Source organism: Bradyrhizobium sp. USDA 3364, assembly GCF_054056355.1.
Genome location: NZ_JBSRYG010000002.1, coordinates 789,706 through 812,245, shown reverse-complemented (window position 1 = coordinate 812,245; position 22,540 = coordinate 789,706). Strand labels below are relative to the sequence as shown.

Annotated in this window: 16 protein-coding genes, 1 pseudogene and 1 riboswitch; of the genes and pseudogenes, 7 read left to right on the top strand and 10 right to left on the bottom strand. The window is 58.4% G+C overall.

What is annotated here, in order from left to right:
• Nucleotides 1-11 precede the first annotated feature (11 nt).
• Nucleotides 12-737: a thermonuclease family protein gene (locus ACVILL_RS04045; RefSeq protein ID WP_456727960.1), complete on the bottom strand. Its 726-nt coding sequence runs from the start codon at nt 735-737 to the stop codon at nt 12-14.
• A gap of 1,478 nt (nt 738-2,215) precedes the next feature.
• The gene (locus ACVILL_RS04040; RefSeq protein WP_456727959.1) at nt 2,216-3,100 is read right to left on the bottom strand and encodes a nodulate formation efficiency C protein; all 885 of its coding nucleotides are present in this window, start codon (nt 3,098-3,100) and stop codon (nt 2,216-2,218) included.
• A 1,100-nt stretch (nt 3,101-4,200) separates the two neighbouring features.
• Nucleotides 4,201-4,402, top strand: a riboswitch (cobalamin riboswitch).
• A 98-nt stretch (nt 4,403-4,500) separates the two neighbouring features.
• Between ACVILL_RS04040 and metE the strand changes: the two genes are divergently transcribed.
• Complete coding sequence (gene metE, locus ACVILL_RS04035) at nt 4,501-6,846, top strand: 5-methyltetrahydropteroyltriglutamate--homocysteine S-methyltransferase (RefSeq protein ID WP_456727958.1); 2,346 nt, start codon at nt 4,501-4,503, stop codon at nt 6,844-6,846.
• A gap of 650 nt (nt 6,847-7,496) precedes the next feature.
• Nucleotides 7,497-8,515, top strand: a pseudogene (locus ACVILL_RS04030) (IS110 family RNA-guided transposase).
• 302 nt (nt 8,516-8,817) lie between these two features.
• Here the strand turns inward: ACVILL_RS04030 and ACVILL_RS04025 are convergent.
• On the bottom strand, nt 8,818-9,309 hold the full coding sequence (locus tag ACVILL_RS04025) for a hypothetical protein (RefSeq protein ID WP_456727957.1): 492 nt from the start codon (nt 9,307-9,309) through the stop codon (nt 8,818-8,820).
• A gap of 33 nt (nt 9,310-9,342) precedes the next feature.
• Nucleotides 9,343-10,002: a cation transporter gene (locus tag ACVILL_RS04020; RefSeq protein WP_456727956.1), complete on the bottom strand. Its 660-nt coding sequence runs from the start codon at nt 10,000-10,002 to the stop codon at nt 9,343-9,345.
• Between the two features lie 67 nt (nt 10,003-10,069).
• On the opposite strand from ACVILL_RS04020, the gene ACVILL_RS04015 reads away from it, so the two are divergent.
• Complete coding sequence (locus ACVILL_RS04015; protein WP_456727955.1) at nt 10,070-10,492, top strand: MerR family transcriptional regulator; 423 nt, start codon at nt 10,070-10,072, stop codon at nt 10,490-10,492.
• A 183-nt stretch (nt 10,493-10,675) separates the two neighbouring features.
• Here the strand turns inward: ACVILL_RS04015 and hemN are convergent, their stop codons facing one another.
• From hemN to ACVILL_RS03985, 6 genes are all read right to left on the bottom strand, one after another.
• Nucleotides 10,676-12,028 (bottom strand): oxygen-independent coproporphyrinogen III oxidase, encoded by a 1,353-nt coding sequence (gene hemN / locus ACVILL_RS04010; protein ID WP_456727954.1) that lies wholly within the window; start codon nt 12,026-12,028, stop codon nt 10,676-10,678.
• Between the two features lie 687 nt (nt 12,029-12,715).
• The gene (locus tag ACVILL_RS04005) at nt 12,716-13,345 is read right to left on the bottom strand and encodes a hemerythrin domain-containing protein (RefSeq protein ID WP_456727953.1); all 630 of its coding nucleotides are present in this window, start codon (nt 13,343-13,345) and stop codon (nt 12,716-12,718) included.
• 145 nt (nt 13,346-13,490) lie between these two features.
• Entirely contained in the window at nt 13,491-14,171 is a 681-nt protein-coding gene (locus tag ACVILL_RS04000) for a helix-turn-helix domain-containing protein (RefSeq protein ID WP_456727952.1), read from the bottom strand.
• A 500-nt stretch (nt 14,172-14,671) separates the two neighbouring features.
• Complete coding sequence (locus ACVILL_RS03995) at nt 14,672-15,463, bottom strand: universal stress protein (RefSeq protein ID WP_456727951.1); 792 nt, start codon at nt 15,461-15,463, stop codon at nt 14,672-14,674.
• Between the two features lie 335 nt (nt 15,464-15,798).
• The gene (gene fixJ, locus ACVILL_RS03990; protein WP_456727950.1) at nt 15,799-16,404 is read right to left on the bottom strand and encodes a response regulator FixJ; all 606 of its coding nucleotides are present in this window, start codon (nt 16,402-16,404) and stop codon (nt 15,799-15,801) included.
• Nucleotides 16,401-17,831, bottom strand: coding sequence for a sensor histidine kinase (locus ACVILL_RS03985; protein ID WP_456727949.1), 1,431 nt, complete (start codon nt 17,829-17,831; stop codon nt 16,401-16,403). The genes fixJ and ACVILL_RS03985 overlap by 4 nt, the downstream gene beginning before the upstream one ends.
• Before the next feature lie 1,318 nt (nt 17,832-19,149).
• On the opposite strand from ACVILL_RS03985, the gene ACVILL_RS03980 reads away from it, so the two are divergent.
• The 4 genes from ACVILL_RS03980 (at nt 19,150) to ccoN (ending at nt 22,540) form a co-directional block, all read left to right on the top strand.
• Entirely contained in the window at nt 19,150-19,365 is a 216-nt protein-coding gene (locus ACVILL_RS03980; RefSeq protein WP_456727948.1) for a hypothetical protein, read from the top strand.
• Between the two features lie 464 nt (nt 19,366-19,829).
• On the top strand, nt 19,830-20,057 hold the full coding sequence (locus tag ACVILL_RS03975; protein WP_229158196.1) for a hypothetical protein: 228 nt from the start codon (nt 19,830-19,832) through the stop codon (nt 20,055-20,057).
• Nucleotides 20,058-20,387: 330 nt separating this feature from the next.
• Nucleotides 20,388-20,816, top strand: coding sequence for a hypothetical protein (locus ACVILL_RS03970; protein ID WP_456724681.1), 429 nt, complete (start codon nt 20,388-20,390; stop codon nt 20,814-20,816).
• A gap of 101 nt (nt 20,817-20,917) precedes the next feature.
• A complete protein-coding gene (gene ccoN, locus ACVILL_RS03965) occupies nt 20,918-22,540 on the top strand; it encodes a cytochrome-c oxidase, cbb3-type subunit I (protein WP_456734157.1) in 1,623 nt (540 codons plus the stop codon).

Genomic DNA, 22,540 nt, shown 5'->3' with positions numbered 1-22,540 from the left:
GGGGAGGACCTCTATCGCGCGGATCTACGCCACCCGATGGCTTCGGCCTCGTTTTCGCTGCAGAACCAGCGTTCAGCCGGTTTCTTCGTCATGTCGATTTGTCCGTAGCTGAGTTGCCCAGGAGAGTGATACGTGCGCTCGCCGTTACGGTCGACGGTGCCCTTTATCAGGCAGTCGGGCGAGGGTGGGTCAGATAGCAGAGCGGATCCGAGCAGGAGTTCCTGGGCCTCGTTCGGCACCGAGCTCACGCCGACAATGATCGTGCTCTTGTTGCGGCGGCGCCAGTCCCAGGGGGTGATGAATGCCCCCGACCACAGGCCGGCAAAGGCATTGCTCGCCGCCACCTCATTGATGACGTAAACATGGGCGGATGGCTTGGATGACAGTGCCCAACCGGAGCTTACCATCCAGGCGTTCACGTCCTGGCCCTCGATGAAGCAACTGCCGAGAGACCTGCCGTACTTGTCTACTCCTGCGGTCTGACAATCCCATATTCGTCCTTTCGAGTAGTCGATAAGGGCGTCGCGAGCCGCTACCCCGCAGGCCCATTTCCGGCCATGAGCATCCAGGCAAATCTGATCAGTCTCGGGGGCCTCGATACCCGAGAGCCGAATTCGCGTTTGCGCGATCTCTATCGTGTTGGCGTCGAGGATTTGGGGGGCACCGCTCAGTTTCGCCGCGCAAACAGGAGACGCGATGATAGCGAGCAATGCTGCCATCATTACGCGGTACTTCATCCTGATATCCTTTCGCTCTTGGTTCATCGACTCACAAAATCGCAGCGGTCCGGGTCGTCACAGCCGACTGCTTGACTGCACAGATACGTCATCTGGTCTGCATCGTTCGACGATGCTTTTGTGGAAGCTTGCATATATTTCAGCCTACGACCTGACGCTGGGTGAGATTCAAGAGATTTCTTCGGGGGCATTTTCCGATGCGGCTCTGGCATCCGAAGCTCGCTCCCTCTCTCCGGGACATATTCCCGCATGTTCTCAGCGCGGGACTCGCGACCCGGGAAGGGCGCTTGGCACGCTATTTCTCCAAGGGCTCGGAAGAGGCGGGCGAGTGCTAGTCTTCGCTGCCGAGCGGAAGAAACCGCATTGCTAAGTCTCTATCGTTCGACAGGACTGCACGCGGTTGATGGTAAGAAAAGTGGAGGTCTGGCAAGGCACGATAAGAGTGATTGCTCAAAAGAGATCGGCCTCTCGCGTGGTCCCACGGCATAAAGCAACCATGCTTCACTCACACGGTGGGCCGCATCCGCGACCGTCATTGCCCTGAAACGCTGCGCGCGAAATGGACTTCCATAAGCCTGGCCGGCCGTCGATGCTCGTCGAACGGAAGAAAGCAGGGTTCGGGGTAAGGGCGAGCGCGCGGAATGATGTGGAACGGCTTTTACGGGCTGCCTTGCAAGGGCGTCGTCGCACTATTGCGAGTGGCGATCTGGTCGCGATTTCAGAGCGATGAATTAATCCACAACACGTGTCTGCAGTCAGGCATTGCGGCATTCGCGCTGGCGGGACTTGGGCGACTCACGCTAGTCATCATGTTCAACCGCCTCGCTGACAATGGGACTGAAATGGTTATGGCCACCCCCGAATTGCCGGTCTCTTATTACGCGCTAGAAGTGGACGGCCGGCTCAAGGCCGAATTCGCAACCAGAGACGGCGCCCGGGCTGGTGGAGCAGAACTAAAGAAGCGTTTTCCCACGCTTCAAATCAAGATCTATGACGCCAGACGAATGCGCGCGAGGAAATTTAGATTAAGCTCAGTTCGATCTTTGATCCTCGCAGCAAGGCTGCGGAGCTCCTCGCCGGGGGCACTCGGGAAAGGGTCCCGCCGCCATTGAGCATGCCGGCGTCGCTATCACTGCCCGTTCCCGGGGTCCCTCTTGAACCGGTCTCGTCGCTGCACTCGCTCCCGCGGGTGCTTGTTGGTCGCGCGATGCGCTGCGCGCACGCCGGGTCGGGCTTGGCCTCAGCATCGCCTCGCTTGGTCCTGAAGGATGACGTGGCGCTCTGGCGAGAGCTCGGATGTGTCTTTTTGTACCAGTTCCGCCGCTGCTACTCTTCTGAATGGGCAAGAGCCATCCTGATGCCCGGCTTTCTCGATTGGGGGCTTGCAGGTCGGAGAAGGGCTTGCCTGCTGCTGGCATAGCTGGACGCGTCACTATTTCAGCGCATGGGTCTTGCTGTTGGCCCGACCCGCTCGGTGCTCAAGGAGTAGCGCTGCCGTCCTGATTATTTGTCGAGGCCTTTCCCACCCCCTCGAACGCCTCCCGTTCGTTTGGCTCTATGTGATGGAACCAAGAGCCGGGAGGAGAGGTCGCAATCCTCTTGGCAAGGAAAGATTGCGGCTCCCAATCGTGCCCCTCGCGCTTCTCGAAGGTGATGACGCCATTCTCCGTAAAATAACGCGGGCCTGGTATGTTGCAGTTCACCAACAGCAGAACGCGCCACCGGTCCGCTTTCTCGGTCGGCTTGTCATTCGCCGCCGTCACGTAATCCACGACAACAGGTTCGATGACATGACAGCGGCCGCGCCGCAGTAGATCTCCGAGCTTGCCCCGCGCGGTCGTCACAAAGTTGAAATTGACCGGATCATGCAGAAAACGAAGGTTTGCGTCTTTTTCTCCGTCGGTGACTTCACTGGCGATGAGTGAAAGCGCCAGGGCACGCCAGCCGAGTTCGATGGGCTTTGCATAGGGAGACGCAACTTCAATCTTTCCGTCGGTCCCGACCTTCCAGGTAATAACGTAATGTTCGTCTGATCTGTTATCCTGATGTCTGGTCCAGGAAAGATAAACATACTCAGTGTGGTCGATGCCTTCGGCGATTCCCCAGTTTCGAGGGACGAAGTGAGCCACTTTCGAGACTTTGGAGACAATGTGCTCGATTGTCTCACCGTCTCGTGCTCGCCAGGTTGACTTGACTCGTTCGACAAGCGCGTTTTCGCCGGCTCGCGCACTGTTGCCCGTCGCAACCAGCCCAGCAAGGAAAATCAGCAATTGACAGAGACAAAGCGCGCCTCTTGCAGACATTCTCTTCATAGCGGCAGGACCATCGGTTTTGCATCCACACGTCAAAGCGGCAGCCTTCAATGCTATCCTCGATTGCAAGAAGTTAGCGGCAACGTGACGCGGGCGCCTGCCGATATGCCGCGCGAGCAGGCGCAGTCCCCTCGACGTCACGCGCCGCTAACTTCAGTGGGCCAGCGACAACCTCAATTTGCTGTGCTGGACCTGCCCAGGGGGGAGAAGCCCGGGCATCTTGAGCCTGCATCCTTCGTGCCAGGAAATACCCGGCAAATCACGCCGGATTCGTGTAGCGTTTGTCGGCTTTCCGACCTGCGCTCGTTTCAATGTTTCCATTCCGCCGATCCGCGCGGGCTTGGCGCAAGGAAGGCTGCGGCAATCTACGGATAAAAAATCGGGCAGCATTCGTAAATGCTGTCGAACCGTCCGCGCGGTATGGTCACCCAAACGCCCGCGAATCTCTACAGGCTCGCAGATGCTAATAAGCAAAAAACGCTCATCATCGACGGGCGTGTGGAATCGTTATGCGAGGCGCCAGGCAGGCAATGATATGGAGCGCCCGTATCCGCCTACGCGCACGGCCAATCGTCCAGCCGCCTCGGCTCCGCATTCATGGTTTGTCAGCCGCTGTTTCCAATCGCGTCAGCCGGTAAGCGAGAAACGATCTAGTCGCGCTAACTTCCTCTCGAGTTGCTCAACATTCTCGAGAGCATCTGTCTGACGGATTGATTCATGAACGCTTACACCAACCACCCGAACAGGCCGACCGCAAAGACGGTTACAGCAAAGACGCCAACGGTGCTCCAAGCAGCCATTTTCATTGCGGGTCGCCCAGTGCTCAAGTTCCTGCGCATTATCGGCATCACGGATCGCAAGTCGCCTACTAGGATTGGTTGGCACGCAGATCAACATGCGCGCCGGGCATGCTGATGAATGGTTGCGCAGATGTTTTGCCCCTGGCGGCGGTACTTGACTGTCGAGAGACAGGATGCTGGCGCGTTGGAAGCGCCGCGAATTGCGCCTTCGACAATTCTTTCGACACATGTATCGGAGAGAGCTTCCAATCGTGGTGAACTTTCGACGTTAAATAGCCATTTGAGTCACCGATGATGGCGGCATTGACGTGAGTGAATCATCTGAGAGGTTGACGGAAGAGGTCTCTTGCCGATAATCCAAATCGTAGAGGTTCTCCGGTCCCGCTGGATTCGGAGCTAAGAGGGAAGCCGGTGAACATGCCGGCGCTGCCCCCGCAACTGTAAGCGACGAGCCGCTGTCCAACAAAGTCACTGAAGCCCGTACAGCTTCGGGAAGGCCGGACAGCAGCGATGACCCGCGAGCCAGGAGACCTGCCTCGACCACATATACGTCCACGGGCGGGGTGTCCCGGTGGTACGCCAAGCAGCCGCCCTCGGGCGATTGTGCTTGCGTCCGCCATGGCCTTTGCCCCCAACTACGGGGTTAGCGCTATGTCTCTTCTCTCCCTTCCGGTCGCCACGCTTGGAACGCCTCGGATCGGTCCAAGACGCGAGCTCAAACGCGCGCTTGAAAGTTACTGGACCGGCGCAATCAGCGAACAGCAATTGCTCGAGGACGCAGCTGGCCTGCGTGCTGCGAACTGGGCTCGCCAAAAATCCCTCGGTGTCACCGTCATTCCGTCCAACGATTTTTCGTTGTACGACCAAGTGCTCGACACCTCTGTCATGGTTGGTGCCATCCCGGAAGTCTACGCGTCGAAAATCGAATCGGTTTCGCTCAAGACGTACTTCGACATGGCGCGCGGTTCACAATGCGTTCGCCAGAATACCAGTTGCAGCCACGGATCGGGCGGATTTGGCGCGCCCGCACAGGAGATGACCAAGTGGTTCGACACCAACTACCACTACATGGTTCCTGAATTTCATCGCGGACAGACGTTCCGCCTATCTTCTCGCAAGCCTATCGAGGAGTATGAGGAAGCCAAGGCCCTAGGGTTCCAGACGCGCCCTGTCCTGATCGGGCCGGTCACATTCTTGAAGCTTGGCAAGAGTCCGGATCCTGCGTTCCAGCCGCTGTCACTCCTGGATGAGCTATTACCGGTCTATATCGAGGTTCTGCAAGAACTAGGCAAAAGGGGAGCAAACTGGGTTCAATGCGACGAGCCCTGCCTGGTCCTGGATCTGGAGGAGGGGACGCGAAGATCTTTGCTGCACGTCTATGATCGGCTCGCCAGGGAAGTACCAAACGTCAAGATCATGGTCGCGAGCTATTTCGGCGATCTCGGCGATAATCTGGACACAGCTTTGAACATGCCCGTTGCCGGACTGCACGTGGATTTGGTTCGCGCACCGAACCTGTTGGACCGGATCATTGCTGCTCGGCGAAGTGATCTCGTCATGTCCCTCGGCGTCGTCGACGGGCGAAATGTTTGGCGGTCGAACCTGTCGGCGCTCCGCCAGCAACTGGATCCCGCCATTGCGAAGCTAGGCAGGGATCGTGTTCAGATCGCTCCGTCCTGCTCGCTGCTCCATGTGCCCGTCGATGTTGAACTCGAGACCGGACTTGCATCCGATCTCAAGAGTTGGCTTGCCTTTTCGGTACAGAAGATGCGTGAGCTTGCGATCCTGGCGCGGGCACTCGCGGGTGATCAGAATGTTGCTCAAAGTCTTGCTGAATCGCAGTCGGCCGTGACTGGCCGTCGGACTTCACCAAAGATCCGTGATGCCAATCTTGCGGTGCGGATGCGAGCGATCGACGAGGCCATGCGCCGGCGCGCCAGCCCATTTGTCCGTCGAGCCGAGATCCAACGCAAGCGCTTTAGACTACCTGCCTTTCCCACCACGACGATCGGATCCTTCCCGCAAACCCCTGAGGTCCGTAATGCCCGCGCGACACATTCGCAAGGCGCCATGAGCGACGAGAAGTACGACAAATTCCTCAAGGAGGAGACTGCGCGCGCTCTGCGTTGGCAGGAGGACATTGGTCTGGACGTGCTCGTGCACGGCGAGTTTGAGCGCAATGACATGGTGCAGTACTTCGGCGAGAAACTCGCCGGATTCGCATTCACCAGGAATGGTTGGGTGCAATCCTATGGCTCGCGCTGTGTCAGGCCACCGATCCTATTCGGAGATGTTTCGCGGCCAAAACCGATCACTGTGGATTGGTGGCTCTACGCGCAATCACTGACCAGCAAGCCGGTGAAGGCGATGTTGACCGGGCCAGTAACGATCTTGAACTGGTCGTTTGTTCGCGATGATATTCCAAGAGGCGAGGTCTGCCGGCAGATCGCACTGGCGATACGCGACGAAGTCCGCGATCTCGAGATAGCCGGTGCGAGCATGATCCAGATCGACGAAGCTGCCCTCCGCGAAGGATTGCCGTTGCGTCGATCGGAGTGGGCGGCCTACCTTCAATGGGCCGTCGACAGCTTCCGCATTTGCTCATCAGGCGTTGCAGATCAAACCCAGATTCATACGCATATGTGCTATTCTGAGTTCAATGACATCATCGACGCCATTGCTGCAATGGATGCGGATGTCATCTCGATCGAGACGTCGCGTTCGAAGATGGAACTGCTCGACGCGTTCAGGAACTACAAATATCCCAATCAGATCGGGCCGGGCGTGTACGACATCCATTCTCCACGCATTCCCGAGGTAGGGGAAATGCGGGAGCTGATGGCATTGGCTCGGCAGCGGTTGCAGGATTCGCAGCTCTGGGTCAATCCGGACTGTGGTCTGAAGACGCGCAAATGGGAGGAGGTTCGCCCGGCGCTGATCAACATGGTCGCCGCCGCCCGGCAACTGCGCGGGGCATCTGATCGGCCAAGTCGTTGATCCTGCGCTTGGCTCTCTCCTCCAGGGCGCTGATCCGCTCATAGGGCGTTGCGCTCTCGATCATCTCGATCGAGCTTGCACGACAGAAAAAAGCCCGGCCGCGCTTAGCAGGCCGGGCGAAAGTTAAGTCTGAGAGGAGCGACGCTGAACATCGCCGACTTCCATCGGCGGAGGGAGGACAGCCGATGGTCCGATTGCCGGCGAGGACATTCGCCGTAGATCTGAACCCGAGTTAAAGCACGGCTCAGCATAGCTCAATCATGCTGTGGTATGCGACCGATGTAGTCGAGTATCGGAAGACTAAACCGAGGTTTGCCTGCGATGAGCACCTTCACAAGGGTTTGCCGAGCCGAGCAAAGACTGCTGATGGCGACGCCCGGCCGTCTCGTACCGACCGAGGCGAAGTGCAATTAACGGTTTCTCGCCGCTGGATCGGCGCGACCATACGAGCAAACGCGACCGCAAAAATTGCTCAAGCAGCCAATGCATGAGTGGCTTCTTGTTGATCACTGCGCAGGCAGTCGCTGTCCGGTTCCACTCAATGGCGAAGGTTTGGAACTCTGTTTGGAATGCATGAGCTGGGGTAATCCGATCCCGGCCTCTCGATACACTGTGTTGGGATTGATTCGATCCAGCAAAGGAGAAGCGCGATGGCCCTATTTGTTGGACTGGATGTTTCGCTGAAGACCACTTCGATTTGTGTCGTCGAGGCTGATGGCTCGGCGGTCTGGAACCAGCAGCGATAGTGAAAGCCCTGACACGATGGCAAGAGCGTATTACGCTCGTCGGCATCGAAGCCTGCCCGTTGTCCGAATGGCTTATGGCGCGCTGGTCGAGACTGGTTTTCGGATGATCTGCATTGAGACCCGCCATGCGCAGAGATTTTTGTCTTCGCGACCGAATAAAGCCGATCGTAGCGACGCGCGTGGTATCGCCGATATGATGCGGATCGGACACTACAGGCCGGTGCATGTCAAAAGCAGGGCATCGCAGATACTCAGGACCACATTGATTGCACGCCGCAAGTTCGTCGATCATATGTTGGCAATTGAAGACACCATTCGCGGATTGTTGAAGGTCCACGGCCTCAAGCTCGGCCTCATCCATCGCGCGCGTTTCACCGCGAAGGTCGAAGCCCTGCTGGCTGATACGCCAGAATTGCAAATGGCCATTGCGCCGCTGCTCGAGGCACGAAACACGATGCGGACAATGAAGGCCTTGCTGGACCGTCAGCTTTCGCTCCTGGCGCGCAAGGATGATGTCTGCAGGCGTTTGATGACCGTCTCCGGCGTAGGACCGATCGTGAGCCTTTCTTTCAAAGCCACCATAGACGATCCGAAGCGGTTTAAGGATTCCAAGGTCGGTGGCCGCACATCTCGGTTTGACGCCTCGTGTCTATCAGTCTGGAGAGATCGACCGTTCGGGTCATGTCAGCAAGTGCGGAGATAAGCTGATGCGGCACGCCCTCTACGAGGCGGCGAACTCGCATCTGCGGATTGCCAAAAAGTGATCCGTACTGCGAGCGTGGAGCGTAAAGCTCGCCAAGAAAGTCGGCGCGAAGAAGGCATGCGTGGCGGTAGCCCGGAAGTTGGCTATCATCATGCACCGAATGTGGGCTGACGGTACGAACTTCAGATTCGGCCAATCGCCAACCGCAGTACTAGCGTAGAGATCGTTCCGGCGTAGCATTCTGCTCTGCCAAGGACGTGGGGAAGATCAGTCCGTTTCGATCCCTGTGCGCATTCAGCACGCGCTGTGAGCTTGGACGACCTCACCTCGCCGGACCCCATCATGGAGCGTGCCGTTCCCGGTCGACTCCGGACAGAAGCGTGGACCAGGCAGACGCAGTAAGCGGCAACGATCGTCACCCCGAAGGGCGGAGACGCTTCGTGGCTCCGGTCGCGGGCACGTGCCCGCGAGTAGATCGTGACCAACCGAAGGGCGGGGCCGCCTGAAAACACCCCGCTTTGATCAAGGTATCGGAATCAGCAATCCGACGGTGGTGCTGAGCGATTGCTCGTGCCCGCGGCTGAAGGAGTAGCTGTAGGCAGGCTCGACGAACCAGCCAAACTTTCGATCCGCGGTGGGCCAGAACATAAAGTCAAGTGCGAACTCAACGCCAGTCTGGGTGCCCTCCCGTGAGAACGTCCATTGGGGTCCGACGCCTACCATGAACTCGACCTTGTCGGACAGAGTGAAGGGCTTCTTGAAGAGAATGTCCGTATCCCATTCGCCACGGCCACCGTGGAACATGCGAGCGGCGCCGACTTCGATCTCGAGCCAGTCCTTGATGGGCGTAAACTCGACGGCAAGCGACGGGCCGTAGGTGGATGGGCCTGGCAGCCCCCATTCGCCAACGGGGCCAAGTTCAATGATCGCGGTCGGCTCTTTGTCTCCGGCCCGAGCATTTGCCGCGAACAGCAACGTCACCAGAATGAACACTGAGGTGTGTCGCCAACCCATGCTTCGTCTCCCTGAGCAAAACCGAACGTCTTGTCAGCGCCGGATAACCGTCAACGGTGACCATTTGGGGGTAGACCGAAGCTCGGACTGGGCCTGTCGAATAACCGTCACAGCCCCTTGCAGAGCGAGCACAGCCATCACCGCGGCCACCATTACATCCGGCCATCCAGTGCCGGTCCCGAAGACGCCGGCCGCTGCGATGAGTACCGCCAGATTGCCAAGAACATCGTTGCGCGTGCAGATCCAAGCCGAGCGCATGTTGGCGTCGCCCATACGGTGCTGCCATAGCAACCAGAAGGAGGCAGCATTGGCGACGAGCGCGGCCAGTCCGACGCCGCCCATGGTAAGGGCATGTGGAAGCGTGCCGGCGTAGACATACCACGCCGTAGTCCCGAGCACCCAGGTTCCGAAGAGTGCCATCGTCGCGCCTTTCGCGAGCGCCGCGATTGCCCTGTAGCGCAAGGCCATGCCGACCACGAACAGGCTGATCGCGTAGTTGGCGGCGTCGCCAAGGAAGTCCACCGCATCGGCCTGGAGCGCGGCTGAACCGGCGGCAAGCCCGGCGCCGATCTCGACGCTGAACATCGCGGCGTTGATTGCCAGCACCAACCACAAAACCCGCCGGTACATAGCTTGCTGGAGCGGATTAGCGCCCGGGTCTTCGTGGTGATGTCCACAACAATGCGCGCTCATGATTGGCCTGTCGTTCAATGGGTGTCTGGCTTATATTTGGACCCTGTAGTCGCTATAGGGTCAAGGCATGGATACGCTGACGATAGGGCAATTGGGCAGAGCCACCGATACGAAGATCGAAACGATCCGGTACTACGAGAAGATTGGTCTTCTGCCCGAACCAAGCCGAACGACGGGCAATTACCGCAGCTATGCGGCCGAGCACCTGCGACGGCTTGGCTTCATCCGTCGCACGCGGGAGCTCGGATTCTCGATCGAGGAAGTGCGCGAACTCCTGAAGCTGGCCGCCCATGGTGAGCGGCCGTGCGAAGAAGTGGACCAGCTCGTGGCGCGCCACCTGGAGACAACTGAACGAAAAATCAAAGCCCTAAGGCGACTGCGCCGGGAGCTGCGCGACACGCTGGCCTCCTGCAAGGGTGGGCGCATCGCCGAATGCCGAGTCGTTCAGGCTTTAGCGCCCGCGGCGGTCAGCCCAAAAAAGAAAGTCTGAGCCACCCAGCGGGGGCTTGACGGCCGGGATCGGATTACAGAAGCGGATCGACGGGCCACCGTGAAAGTGGCGGACAAATCGGACGCTCCACGATCACGGGGGGCGGTCCGAACCGCGCATAAGCCAGTTCACTGGTGACCGAAGTGCGGGGGCGCTGGAGTGGTAAGTCCGCCGTTCACACGATCAGACCGCCGGGCTGTGCGTAGCCCCGCACCGAGCAAGGTGAGCGTCGAAGGCTGAGGCGACGCACCGGACCAGGAACCGGGCGCCGTCGACTACGGAAAGCCGGCCATTGTCGACCACGACGGCGCCATCTGCGATAAGGCTGTCAAGCCGGGAATGATCGACAACGGCCGAATCCGGATCCATGCCGTGACGGCGAGACGTCTCCGAGAGATCGATTGTCATGTCGCACATAATTCGCTCGATGATCTCCGCCCGGTAGCGATCATCATCGGTCAGTAAATAGCCCTTCGCCGTCGCGAGCCGATCCTCGGTGATGCGAGCGAGGTAATCCCTTGTCGAGATAGCATTCGCGACGAACCCCTGTTGCAGGCGGCCGATGGCGGTGGCACCGAGGCCAATAAGGGCGCCTGCGCAATCGTCAGTATATCCCTGGAAATTGCGGCGCAACCTGCTTTGCTTCGCCGCCACAGCGAGATTATCATGCGGCAGGGCGAAGTGATCGAGGCCTACGCGTACGTACCCAGCGTCAACCAAAGTGTGAGCTACCATTTCGGATTGGAGGTAGCGCTCGACGCTGTCGGGCAGAGTGGATTCGTCGATCTTGCGTTGATGCTTCTTGAAGGTCGGAACGTGCGCGTAACCAAAGGCGGAAAACCGGTCCGGATGCAACTCGAGGCATTTGCCGACGGTATCCAGGCACGAATCGACCGTCTGTCGGGGCAGCCCATACAGCAGGTCGAAATTGATCCGGCAAATGCCGGCGTGGCGTAACCGCTCGACCGAAATTGCGGTCTGTTCGAAGCTCTGCGGGCGGTTGATGGCCTGCTGGACGACCGGGTCGAAGCTCTGCACGCCAAGGCTTGCCCGGTTGACCCCGCTATAGCCCAGGGCTTCCGCCATCGGATTGCTTAACATGCGGGGGTCGATCTCCACGGCGATCTCGGCATCAGGCAGGACGGCGAACGAATAACGCAACGAACCGACCAAATCGGCGAATGTTTCAGGTGTCATCATCGTTGGCGTGCCACCGCCGAAGTGGATATGAGAGATTGGCTGTCGTTGGCCAATGACCTCTGCAACGAGGTAGGCTTCAGTGCGCAGTCCAGCTGCATAGATCGCGATCGGATCGTCGCGTTTCGTGACAGATGTATGGCAGCCGCAGTACCAACACATGCTTCGGCAAAATGGCACGTGCACGTAGATCGAGGCAGACCGTCGGCCGTCGAGAGACTTGAGCCAAGCTTGATAGTCGACCTCCCGAACTGACGCTGAGAAATGAGGGGCGCTCGGATAGCTGGTGTAGCGCGGTAGTCGGTGCTGCCCGTAGGATTGTGCTAGGTCCGGTCGCATTGGGATGCCTCTCTCGCTCTCTGGGCGCCCGATTATCAGACAGATGCATGGTAAGCTTTGCGCTGCCTCAAATATCGCAGTTACTTATGGGCCGGCCGGTAGGTCATGCCCGCCGCGCATACATCATGCTTTGAATTGTGATGAAGCGGTCGCACTGCAGGAATGAACCTCCTTGGCAATGCACCTCCCATGGCTCATCATGGTCAAATCGAGCGAGAACGAGACGAAACGAAGCAGCAAACGGATCTTTATCGAAATTGACATCCGCAAGCTCTGCTGTTCAGAGCGAACGTTCCGGGATCTGCGGTATCTCGCGACGGCGTGCCGCGATCCGAACCGGCCCCGAGCCCACGAATTCAGCCCGTGCCAGGCAAGGCTTGCGGAGGGAGATTGTTTCGCCGCACCCGCCTGGCTGCTATCGCGCGTCTCCATCGGCTCGCAGAGATGAGAAATGCCCGTTTCGCGCGATACCAATGCGGTATGGTCGAGCCTGTTACGATCACTGCCGATTACGTTTGAATCTGACCGTTTTAAGGTTCGGCCATGCCGCTTGTGCCACCAGTTGAAACAAACGATCGTTGGGCTCAGAGGCAGATCGCCTGTTCGTAACCTGAGAGCCGGCGAGACGATCTTCATTTTCGAGTCCCATGAAATAATGTCCACTTTCCTGCCGAAAAGCGGCAGCGATCAATGTGGTCCATCCCTCTCCGCATTGTGTCGCGGGTTGCCGGCCAACGCGCTCGAAAACGCAAGTGCGCTCCGTTCGGCCTCAGCTTCTTTTTCCAATTGTAGAATATGCGCTCTTAGCGCGTCGGACGCTGCTTCAGCTGTCTCGCTAAATAGCGGATCACCGTGATCGGTGAGTGCGGAGGCGACTTCGCTCCAATCCTGAGCCGATAAAGCCGCAACGGCGGCAGGGAAGAAGTCTCGTTCTTCCCACATCATGTGGTGCCGCTCGCGTACTATAAAGTCGCGCACGATGTTGCCGACGTCTTGTCGAAGGACTTCGCGGTCGGCCAGGACGCCATCAATGGCCCGAGCGAAGTGGTGCAAGCGGTCGATGACTTCCTGATGCTCATGGGCAAGATCACCCACCATTGCAGCCGCATCCGGGGCGCGCGTCTTGAGCCTGGAAAAGATCAAGTCTTCCTGCGGATGATGATACACCGCCGGGTAAACCTCGAAATAGCTGATAATCGCGCGGATCACCTCATAGTCCGGACGATGTCCTTGCTCAAAAATCTCCAATTCGCGTTGAAGGGCGATCAGAAGCAGATCAATATTGCGATGCTCTCGAAGCAGGCGATCGATGACCATTGCGGTGCTCCATGGAGGAAATGTAAGCTAGCGGCGATTTGTGCCAGATCGCCCAAGCCGCACTTCGAGCTCTTTCTGCGCTGTATTTGCCGACACTGCTCGGCGTATAGAAGGAGTGCGCCGTCGAAAGCTGGCGCAAATCGCCTTAGCCAAAGCTCTGCGCAAAGCGGATGGACAGTTTGTCTTTGAGCTCGACTCGGCGTGAACTCCGCAGCACGATCGCTCCGTTCTGCTCAAGCTGGGTAAAGGTGCGCGACACGGTCTCAATCGTCAAGCCAAGGTAATCTGCAACATCCTGCCGCGACATGGGCAACTCGATGGCAGCGTTCTTCGTCGTGCGGCGAGATATATCGAGAAGGAACGTGGTAACCCGCTCTTCTGCGCTGCTGATCAGGAGCATCGAATGTTCCTGAAAACGGCGTAGCTCAAGCGCCATCGCCACCCAAAGTTGCCTTGCGAGATCCCTCTCGTGACTGCCGCGAAAAATGACAGCGGTACGCTTCACCATCAGCAGTTGCGTCTCGCAGATCGCTTCGGCCGAAGAGATGTGGCATTCTTCGGCCTCAAAGCCAAAGATCTCACCGGGCAGATAAAAAGCGCCGATTTGACGACGACCGTCTTCGGAAACCTTGTAGGTTCGCACAGCACCCGACACTACCTGATAAAGGTATTCGGCTGCTTCGTCCTCGCCGTAGATCTCGCTATTGCGAGTGAACTTCATCGGTGTAGCAATCATACCAAACGGTCCACGAACGTCAGATTGCCCACGCAAGTCGCTGTTCGGATGGGGGCTGTTCTCAGTAAAGCTGGCAGCCGGGGCGTACATGGCGAACTCTATGCGTCGAATGTCGATGAGATAGATTGGTCGCTCCGGACGAATTGTGAAATCCGGATGTTTTACCTAAGTAACAACCCCTACGTATTTACACGTAGCTATACGAAGATTGTCTTGAAACGGGCGCCGGCGGCCTCCTGATTGCGGGACGCAAGTTTCGGCCCGCAGCCGAAAGTTTCTTTCGTCACGGTGACGCTGACCCAGGACCGGTCGACCGGGGAATCTGACAAGGCGAGGTGATCCAATCGATGTACGCTCGATGGCCCGGACGAGGCGCCCGTCATCACTTGATATGCGCATGTGGACTGCAATTGGGGGGATCATACAGCTCAACGGCTCAACATCCGGTCTTGCCGCACTTCTGCAATTTTACAGTTGGAGGAGACCGCGATCCAGCCTGAAGTTGAACTCGGGCGGCTTCGAATGCCGGTGACGCCGTCGAGACGGCATTCCGCATCCCGGCAACATGCGCCCGTTCGATCCTTTTGCTCTCAATGTGACATCAGGACTGGGATGCTGATCGCACGAAGCATATGCCGCATGGAGGCGCCAAGCAGCCTCTCCTGCAGCCGAGAGCGACCATATCCCCCCATTACCAACAGGTCGAGGCCTTCGTCGGCCGCAAGCGACAGGAGGGCGCGCCGCGCTGCCCGCGTTGTCGGAAGTGACACGACCTTCGCAGGAAGTCCCGATTTTGCAAGGTACTCTCCCAGATGCGCGGTGGAACTCTCTGCCGGGACCTTGTCCGGAGCGGTGGTCGCAATGATGGTGAGGGCATCGGCTTTACACAAAAGTGGCCTCGCGTCGTGCAGCGCACGCGCCGCACGGCGGCTGCCGTCCCAGCAAATCCCTACTCGTCTGATCGAGAAGGCGCCGTGGAAAGTAGGTGGCAGGTACAGAACTGGCCCACCAGCCTGGAAAAGAATCTCGCTAGGTATAAAATTGTCGTAACTATCGTAGCCGCTCTGAGGCTGTGTAACGATGGTCATGTCGTGGACTCGCGCGCTTGCGCAGATGATGCGGCGCGCGTCTGCTGGAATCGCGCTCAGCGCACGACTCGTATAGGAAATGCCGGCAGTCCGCGCCTGTATGTCGAAGATATGAAGTGCTGCTTCGGCCCGCTCCAACGCACGCGCCTGCTCGACATCGAAAACAGCAGTAACTGCCGTTACGCCCATTGCAAGAAGCGGAATAATGGTTCTCTCGTAGCCGATGGCTACAACGTCAAGATGCGCGCCGGTGCTCAGCGCGAACGAAATCGATCCGTTGATTGCAGCCCGCACCGGGAGCTCCGTCGGAAGGTGGACCAGTATGTTCCCGAGCATTGTCGTTCTCCGAAGTCAAAGACCTGCGCCTCGGAGAATCCGAGACCTCAAATGATCCGCTTCATATACCGCCGCTGAACGTTCTTGAGCACGATCAAACTGGCAAGAAGCGGGCCTCATGATAGTCCACGGCCAGGAATAGTACTCGCCTGTGTTGCACAATTTACACCCTGCAAAGAATCGGCAGTCGATTTGAAGCTCCTGCGCATCAGGAACATGACCTGCTCGTGCGATCTGTTCAGTTGAAGCGGACAGCTCGATGCTTGATAGGACATTCCGTCCCTTGCGATGTTCTAGAGTCCGGCGGCGATGGCTATTCGCATCAACTCAGACATGCTGCGAACATTGGTCTTGGCCATGACGTTCGCCCGGTAAACCTCGACCGTTCTCGGGCTGATACCAAGATCATGGGCGATCACCTTGTTGATCTTGCCGGCCAGTAGTCCCTGCAGGACATCACGCTCGCGCGACGAGAGGTCTGCCAGGCGGGCTTCCGCCCGCAGTTTCGCCGCATCGTCCGCTGGCTCGGTTGGCCTTGCTTCCAAGGCGCTATTGATCGCACGCAATAGCACCTCGTCTTCGAAGGGCTTCTCGATGAAGTCGACCGCACCCGCTTTCATCGCTTCGACTGCCAGCGTTACGTCGCCATGACCAGTTATCAGGATGACGGGACAGTCGACGCGATCGGCCTTCAGTTTGCGGACCAGTTCCAGGCCGCTCATGCCCGGCATGCGGATGTCCGACACAATGCAGTCAACCGGACCGCTCGCGGCGTCACTGAGAAAGCCGCTCGCCGTCTCATAGGGTGCCACGCAGAAGCCTCTAACATCAAGCAGAAACGCGAGCGAGTCCCGCATCGCGGCGTCATCGTCGATCACAAGAATGCGCCGCATGGTCATGCTTCTTCATTAGCTTCCGCAAACGGCAGGGTAAACTGAAAAACCGTGCCGCCGCGCGGGTTGGCTTCCACAGCGATGTGGCCGCCATGGGACTCGATGATCGTCCGGCAGATTGATAGTCCCACACCCATGCCATGCTCTTTGGTCGTGACGAAGGGCTGGAACAGGCGGTCGGCTATATCAGGGCTGATGCCAGAGCCCGTATCGGCAACGGTAAACCTGGCGAGGCCGTCGACTTTGGCAACTCCGACGGTCAATTCGCGACGCGGGCTGGAGGCCATCGCCTCGATCGCGTTTCGTATCAGGTTCAGCGCGACCTGCTGGATCTGGATCTTGTCCACGATCATCGATGGCAGATCGCGATCGCTGCGGATCGTCACCCGCACGCCTTGCTCCTTGGCGCCGAGCAAGGCCAGAGCGACCGCCTCTTCAAGCAGGGTGAGCGGATTCTCCATTGTGTGCTCCGTCTCGCCTTTGGCGACGAATTCTCGCAGGCGCTTGATGATATCGCCGGCACGCAGAGCTTGCTGGGTGGCATGTTCGATGGCATCACCAATACGGTTGGCGTCCGGCTTGTCTGACGCCAGCAGCATCTTGGCGCCGCGCATGTAGTTTGTGATTGCGGAGAGCGGTTGGTTGATCTCGTGGGCAATAGACGAGGCCATCTCACCCATGGCGGTCAACCGCGAGACGTGCACGAGCTCAGATTGCAGTTCCTGCAATCGGCGTTCCTGCGCTCGCCGTTCGGTGAGGTCTCGGATGAAACCGGTAAAGAATCGTTCGCCGCGCACTTTGGCCTCACCGACGGCAAGCTCCATCGGAAAGGTCGAGCCGTCGCTTCGCTCGCCGACCACGATACGGCCGATGCCGATGATGCGCCGCTCTCCGGTAGCCAGATAGCGTTCAATGTAGCGGTCATGCTCGGCGCGGTAGGGCTGCGGCATCAACCTGGATACATTCGCTCCGACCACTTCGTCCGGAGACCAACCGAATAAACGCACTGCCGCGGCGCTGAACGAGCGAATGAGTCCCTTCTCGTCAATCACGATCATGGCTTCTGGTACGGTGTCCAGGATCGACTGCAGATGGGCTTGCCGGTACCGCGCCTGCTCTGATTCTCGTCGCAGCCGATCGCCCATGAAGCCGAGCACGGGGCCAAGTACCGCGAATCCGGCTATATCGATCATGTTTGCAGGATCGGAGATGAGGTTTTTCCCAAGACATGCCGCGCTGATGATGAGGCAAAGCAGTGTAGCGAAGATGGCCGCTCCGCGGCCGCCAGCGAAAGCGGCAAAAATGATGACTGGAAGGTAGATGATCGTGAATGTGCGGTCCTGAAGGTACGGATCCAGCGCCCCGCGAAGCACGAGCGCCAGCGCGGCGGCCGCCGCGGCTGAGCCATAGCGGTACCAGATGTGGTCGGACATGTTTCCTGGCAAACCTCTCATTCGATCGACTGTACATAGTTTGGCTATGTGAGGCGACCGGATGCAGCCGCGTTTCGTTGCGCTACCTGTTGTGCAAGGCAGCCGCCGCTATCTCGGCCAGATGCGCCAGTGCGTGGGCTGCACAGCGACGTGCTCTCCGGTCGTGGCCTTGATCCAGCCGCCGAAGATCCGGTGGCAGGGAAAGACCAACCGGTGAATGGTATTACCCTCGATCACCGCGATCTCCAACTCCCGGTTAAAGGGCGCCGTTTCAATGCGCTCCCACGTCAAGTCGCCAATAGATCCTGGACGGTCATCATCGCCGCTGACTGACAAAATCAGGCAACCTTTCGAATACTACGGGCGAGATCGCTCTGCGCCAACAGGCTCAGGCTGATCTCGCCCGAGCGGCGCATGGTCTCGATCACGCCCGTTGCGGTCCAGGTGCTTGGGGGCATGGCGCTGCCGATCGGGTCGTGCTGGGAGGTGATCCGATCGCCTACCGAAGTATTAGGGCTGCGAAACAGCCCCCGGGATCCGGTGGAGTCGAACCGGGCCAGTTGAAGCCAGCGCCGGTTGGTATTGATTGCTGTGGAGAGCAGCCGAAGTGGACTGCCGTTCCTGCAAGCCTGCCCGCGGCGGGACATTTGTCGCCGTGGTCTGTCATGTCGGATATCCTTTGTCGGTCGGAAGTTTCCCCGTCCTACGAAGTCAGCGTGGGGCGTGGAGTCTTGATGCCGTCGAGTGCGCTCTTGTGAGTCTGGCGAGTCCATGTGGGAACGGTATGACGGCGGAATTCGCTTGATGGCATTTAGATGGGCAAGCTGCGCTCGGCCAAAGCATCGCGCCGATCCGCGGGTCGATGAAGTGGCCAGCATCACACGCGGCGCAGGTGACCGGGGGCAGCTCGCTCGGGTGCGTCCGGCAGCAGTCCTTGAGCCAACTCGCCGGTATTTGGATACGAAAAGATGAAGGGGCGCCAAGTCTTTCTATCTGCCACGTTTCTGAGCTTGACTGGAAAGTCGTTTCTATCCGCAAGCCGCCACCGCAGTATTGATGCAGGTCAAAAAGAAGCTGATGCGCGTCTAGAATGGGCGAGGGCGAGCAACCAATGCCAATGCGTTGCCGGTAACACGTAGTAAACCGGCTCATCCGGCAGGGCCGCGCATGATCCACACGACATGCCAGAGTGTAGCGGGTTTGATGGAAATCAAAACGTAGGACGCGCAATGTGCAAATGTTGAGGCTGCGCAGCGCACGGGCATTGCACCATAACAACGCGTGTCATTGAGCTGCGAGTCGCGAAGGAGATGGTAAGTTGATTGCTCGCCTCACATTGTCGTTGGTCTTGCCTGCGCTGATCGCTGCCATCGGCTATGGCGCCGAAGTCTTTAACCTTGGACTTATCGAAACCTTGGCTGCGGCCAGCCTGATCGTCGGCTTTGCCGTTGCGGCGGCAGGGTGGGCCATCACGAGCGAGATGAAGCCGGTTCGCCTCATTTGCTCAGGTTCGGGCAGTCCTCGCCGCCGGTAGTCCTCGGCCACCGGCGCCGGTCAGAAATACCTTTACCCGCTGACTCGCAATCAGCCGGAGCTGTCGGGAATCTCTTGTGAGACTACCAAGCACCGTGCAAGGTTCGCGGCGTCACAAACTGCCACATCGCCGGCGATTGGAGTGGGGATTGATCGATAATCGCCATCGCAGGCGTAGCGGTCCATTCTGCCCCCAACCGTCTCTTGAGAATTTTCTGGATCAGCACCTCCAACTCTGCCGGCCCAAGGCATGAGAAAGACAAGAAGCTGCTGTTCCTGAGCCACCTCAACCAGATGTGATCCGGCAAGCCTGGACGCTTGGTGATTTGCAGCTTCTCCGGGACGAAAAAGCGCTCGCATCTCGATGGAGCGACAATCTTTTTTTGGGTGCCACTTGAGACAAATCAAACACTCGCCTGGCACGGATGGCAGAATGCAAGATAAGCAAACGACAGGAAGATTATCATGCCTTCATTTAACGTTCGGTTCATCAAGACCGTTTGCGACGATACCGGCCACGAGCATCGTGCCTGTCAGGCTGCGTTCCGGGTGCATGCAGCCTCGCTGAGTGCTGCTGCACAGCAGGCCGAAACCGATTTCTGCAAGCAAAAAGGTGTCCGTGATTGGACCATCTTCGCTGATGCGATGGAGCTTCGAACCCCGCCTGCATTGCCCCCGGCGTGGGGTGGTTAGCCTGAGCTCGGCCTGGGAAGTCCGCGAATTTTGATCGTAGAGACAATCCGCCAATCCAGGCACGATTCTTACAAGCGTCTTCGAGCGTCGATCGAGAAAAATAGCTCGCGATGTTGTCGCCAATTGAGCAGGCGGCCCTCTTGTCCGCGACACCCTTGTAGACTTCCCCGACATTTGCCGGCCTGCGGCTCTGCGGGCTCGTTGCAGCGCATCGTCGTCCAGCAGGGGCGATCTGGATCGACGATTTTCTCCCACGGACGGGTCCTATTTGATGCATGTCAAAAACAAGTCTGCCGCCGGCAGCTATGGCTGCTTTGAGGGGTATGACACATGGTTAGCCAATCTGGATTTGTCGGTCGCCCTTGGGGGTTCAAGAATTTGCTCACCCGGTTGCGGGCGAACCTGTCCCGGACAGCCGAACTGGCCTATTTGGGTGCGCACGACATCGACGCGATCGCGCGTGAACTTAATCTATCCACGTCCGACTTTCGAAAGATGGCGCAAAGTCCGGGCTCCCCTGAACTCTTAAACAAGCGCCTCGCACTTGCCGGCTTTTCCGAGAGTGCGCTGGCCGCCTGCCATGGAGACGTGTTGCGCGATTTGCAGCGGGTATGCGGCCTGTGTCAGACCAAGATCCGCTGCGCGGCCGACCTCGAGCGGCATAAGTCTGTAAATCCCCTCAAAGGCTGTCCTAACGAACATACTCTGCGCGCGCTCGCGCGTGAGATCGGCAGCGTTCCGCAGCGTTTGGGCAACTGATCGCGCTCGATCGCCCCGTCCCCGGAAAATGTGATCTCCTGGCAAGCGCCGCTTTCAAAAAAGGCCAAGACATGACAAGCCAATCCCTCGCCTCGAAATCCATGACCATGGGTGAAGCAGGCCTAATGTCGGTATTCGCTGTTTCTGCCTATGTTTGCTATTTCGCGGGGGCGATGGGGCACGATTCTGCATTTAGCTTCCACGCATTGCTCGCTTCCGCCGCCAGTCTGGCCGCCGCAAGCGTTATCCTCAATCGCTACTATGAACGCCCGGCGCTATTGCCGCCGGCGCAGATCAACGGGAGGCCGAATTACAATCTCGCTCCGATCAAATTCGCCTCAGTGATGGCGATGTTCTGGGGCATCGCAGGCTTTTCGGTCGGCGTTTTTATCGCCTCGCAACTTGCATGGCCCGCACTGAATTTTGATCTGCCTTGGACGAGCTTCGGCCGACTCCGCCCGCTGCATACGTCGGCCGTGATCTTTGCGTTCGGCGGAAACGTGCTTATCGCGACCTCCTTCTACGTCGTGCAGAAGACCTGTCGCACGCGCCTCGCTGGCGATCTTGCGCCGTGGTTCGTGGTAGTTGGCTATAATTTTTTCATCTTGATCGCGGGCACCGGCTATTTGCTCGGCGCTACCCAGTCGAAGGAATACGCCGAGCCCGAATGGTACGCCGATCTCTGGCTCACCATCGTCTGGGTCACTTATCTCATTGTGTTCCTGGCGACATTGGTGAAAAGGAAAGAGCCGCACATTTTCGTCGCCAACTGGTTCTATCTCGCTTTCATCCTCACCATTGCGGTGCTCCACCTGGGCAACAATCCCGCATTACCGGTCTCCGTGTTCGGTTCGAAATCCTACGTCGCCTGGGGCGGTGTGCAGGACGCCATGTTTCAGTGGTGGTACGGTCACAATGCGGTCGGTTTCTTCCTGACCGCCGGCTTTCTGGCGATCATGTACTACTTCATTCCGAAGAGAGCCGAGCGCCCGGTCTATTCCTACCGCCTCTCGATCATTCACTTCTGGGCGCTGATCTTCCTCTACATCTGGGCGGGCCCTCACCATCTACATTACACCGCGCTGCCGGATTGGACGCAGACTCTGGGTATGACGTTCTCGATCATGCTGTGGATGCCTTCATGGGGCGGCATGATCAACGGCCTGATGACGCTCTCGGGTGCGTGGGACAAGCTGCGCACAGACCCGGTGCTCCGCATGCTCGTGGTCTCCGTTGCCTTTTATGGCATGTCGACGTTTGAGGGCCCGACCATGGCAATCAAGGTCGTCAATTCGCTCAGTCATTACACCGACTGGACCGTCGGCCACGTGCATTCCGGCGCGCTGGGTTGGGTAGGATTTGTATCGTTCGGTGCGCTCTATTGCCTGATTCCCTGGCTTTGGAATCGCGAGCTGTACAGCCTCAAGCTCGTCAACTGGCACTTCTGGATCGCCTCGATCGGGATCGTGCTCTACATCTCGGCGATGTGGGTGTCTGGTGTCCTGCAGGGCCTGATGTGGCGCGCCTATACCTCGCTAGGTTTCCTCGAATACTCATTCATCGAGTCGGTCGAGGCTATGCATCCCTTCTACATCATCCGCGCCGTGGGGGGCGCAATGTTCCTGATTGGTGCGCTGATCATGGCCGCCAATCTCTGGATGACCGTGAATGCAAAGCAAACCGATCAAATCCAGGACACTGGAGCGCTCCAAGTCGCGGAATAG

Coding starts and splice junctions, on each gene's coding strand:
- ACVILL_RS04025 (WP_456727957.1), bottom strand. CDS start 9,309: ATGGGTTGGCGACACACCTCAGTGTTCATTCTGGTGACGTTGCTGTTC.
- ACVILL_RS04015 (WP_456727955.1), top strand. CDS start 10,070: ATGGATACGCTGACGATAGGGCAATTGGGCAGAGCCACCGATACGAAG.
- ACVILL_RS03975 (WP_229158196.1), top strand. CDS start 19,830: ATGCCTTCATTTAACGTTCGGTTCATCAAGACCGTTTGCGACGATACC.
- ACVILL_RS03970 (WP_456724681.1), top strand. CDS start 20,388: ATGGTTAGCCAATCTGGATTTGTCGGTCGCCCTTGGGGGTTCAAGAAT.
- ACVILL_RS03985 (WP_456727949.1), bottom strand. CDS start 17,831: ATGTCCGACCACATCTGGTACCGCTATGGCTCAGCCGCGGCGGCCGCC.
- ACVILL_RS04000 (WP_456727952.1), bottom strand. CDS start 14,171: ATGTACGCCCCGGCTGCCAGCTTTACTGAGAACAGCCCCCATCCGAAC.
- ACVILL_RS04020 (WP_456727956.1), bottom strand. CDS start 10,002: ATGAGCGCGCATTGTTGTGGACATCACCACGAAGACCCGGGCGCTAAT.
- fixJ (WP_456727950.1), bottom strand. CDS start 16,404: ATGACCATGCGGCGCATTCTTGTGATCGACGATGACGCCGCGATGCGG.
- ccoN (WP_456734157.1), top strand. CDS start 20,918: ATGACCATGGGTGAAGCAGGCCTAATGTCGGTATTCGCTGTTTCTGCC.
- metE (WP_456727958.1), top strand. CDS start 4,501: ATGTCTCTTCTCTCCCTTCCGGTCGCCACGCTTGGAACGCCTCGGATC.
- hemN (WP_456727954.1), bottom strand. CDS start 12,028: ATGCGACCGGACCTAGCACAATCCTACGGGCAGCACCGACTACCGCGC.
- ACVILL_RS04005 (WP_456727953.1), bottom strand. CDS start 13,345: ATGGTCATCGATCGCCTGCTTCGAGAGCATCGCAATATTGATCTGCTT.
- ACVILL_RS04045 (WP_456727960.1), bottom strand. CDS start 737: ATGAAGTACCGCGTAATGATGGCAGCATTGCTCGCTATCATCGCGTCT.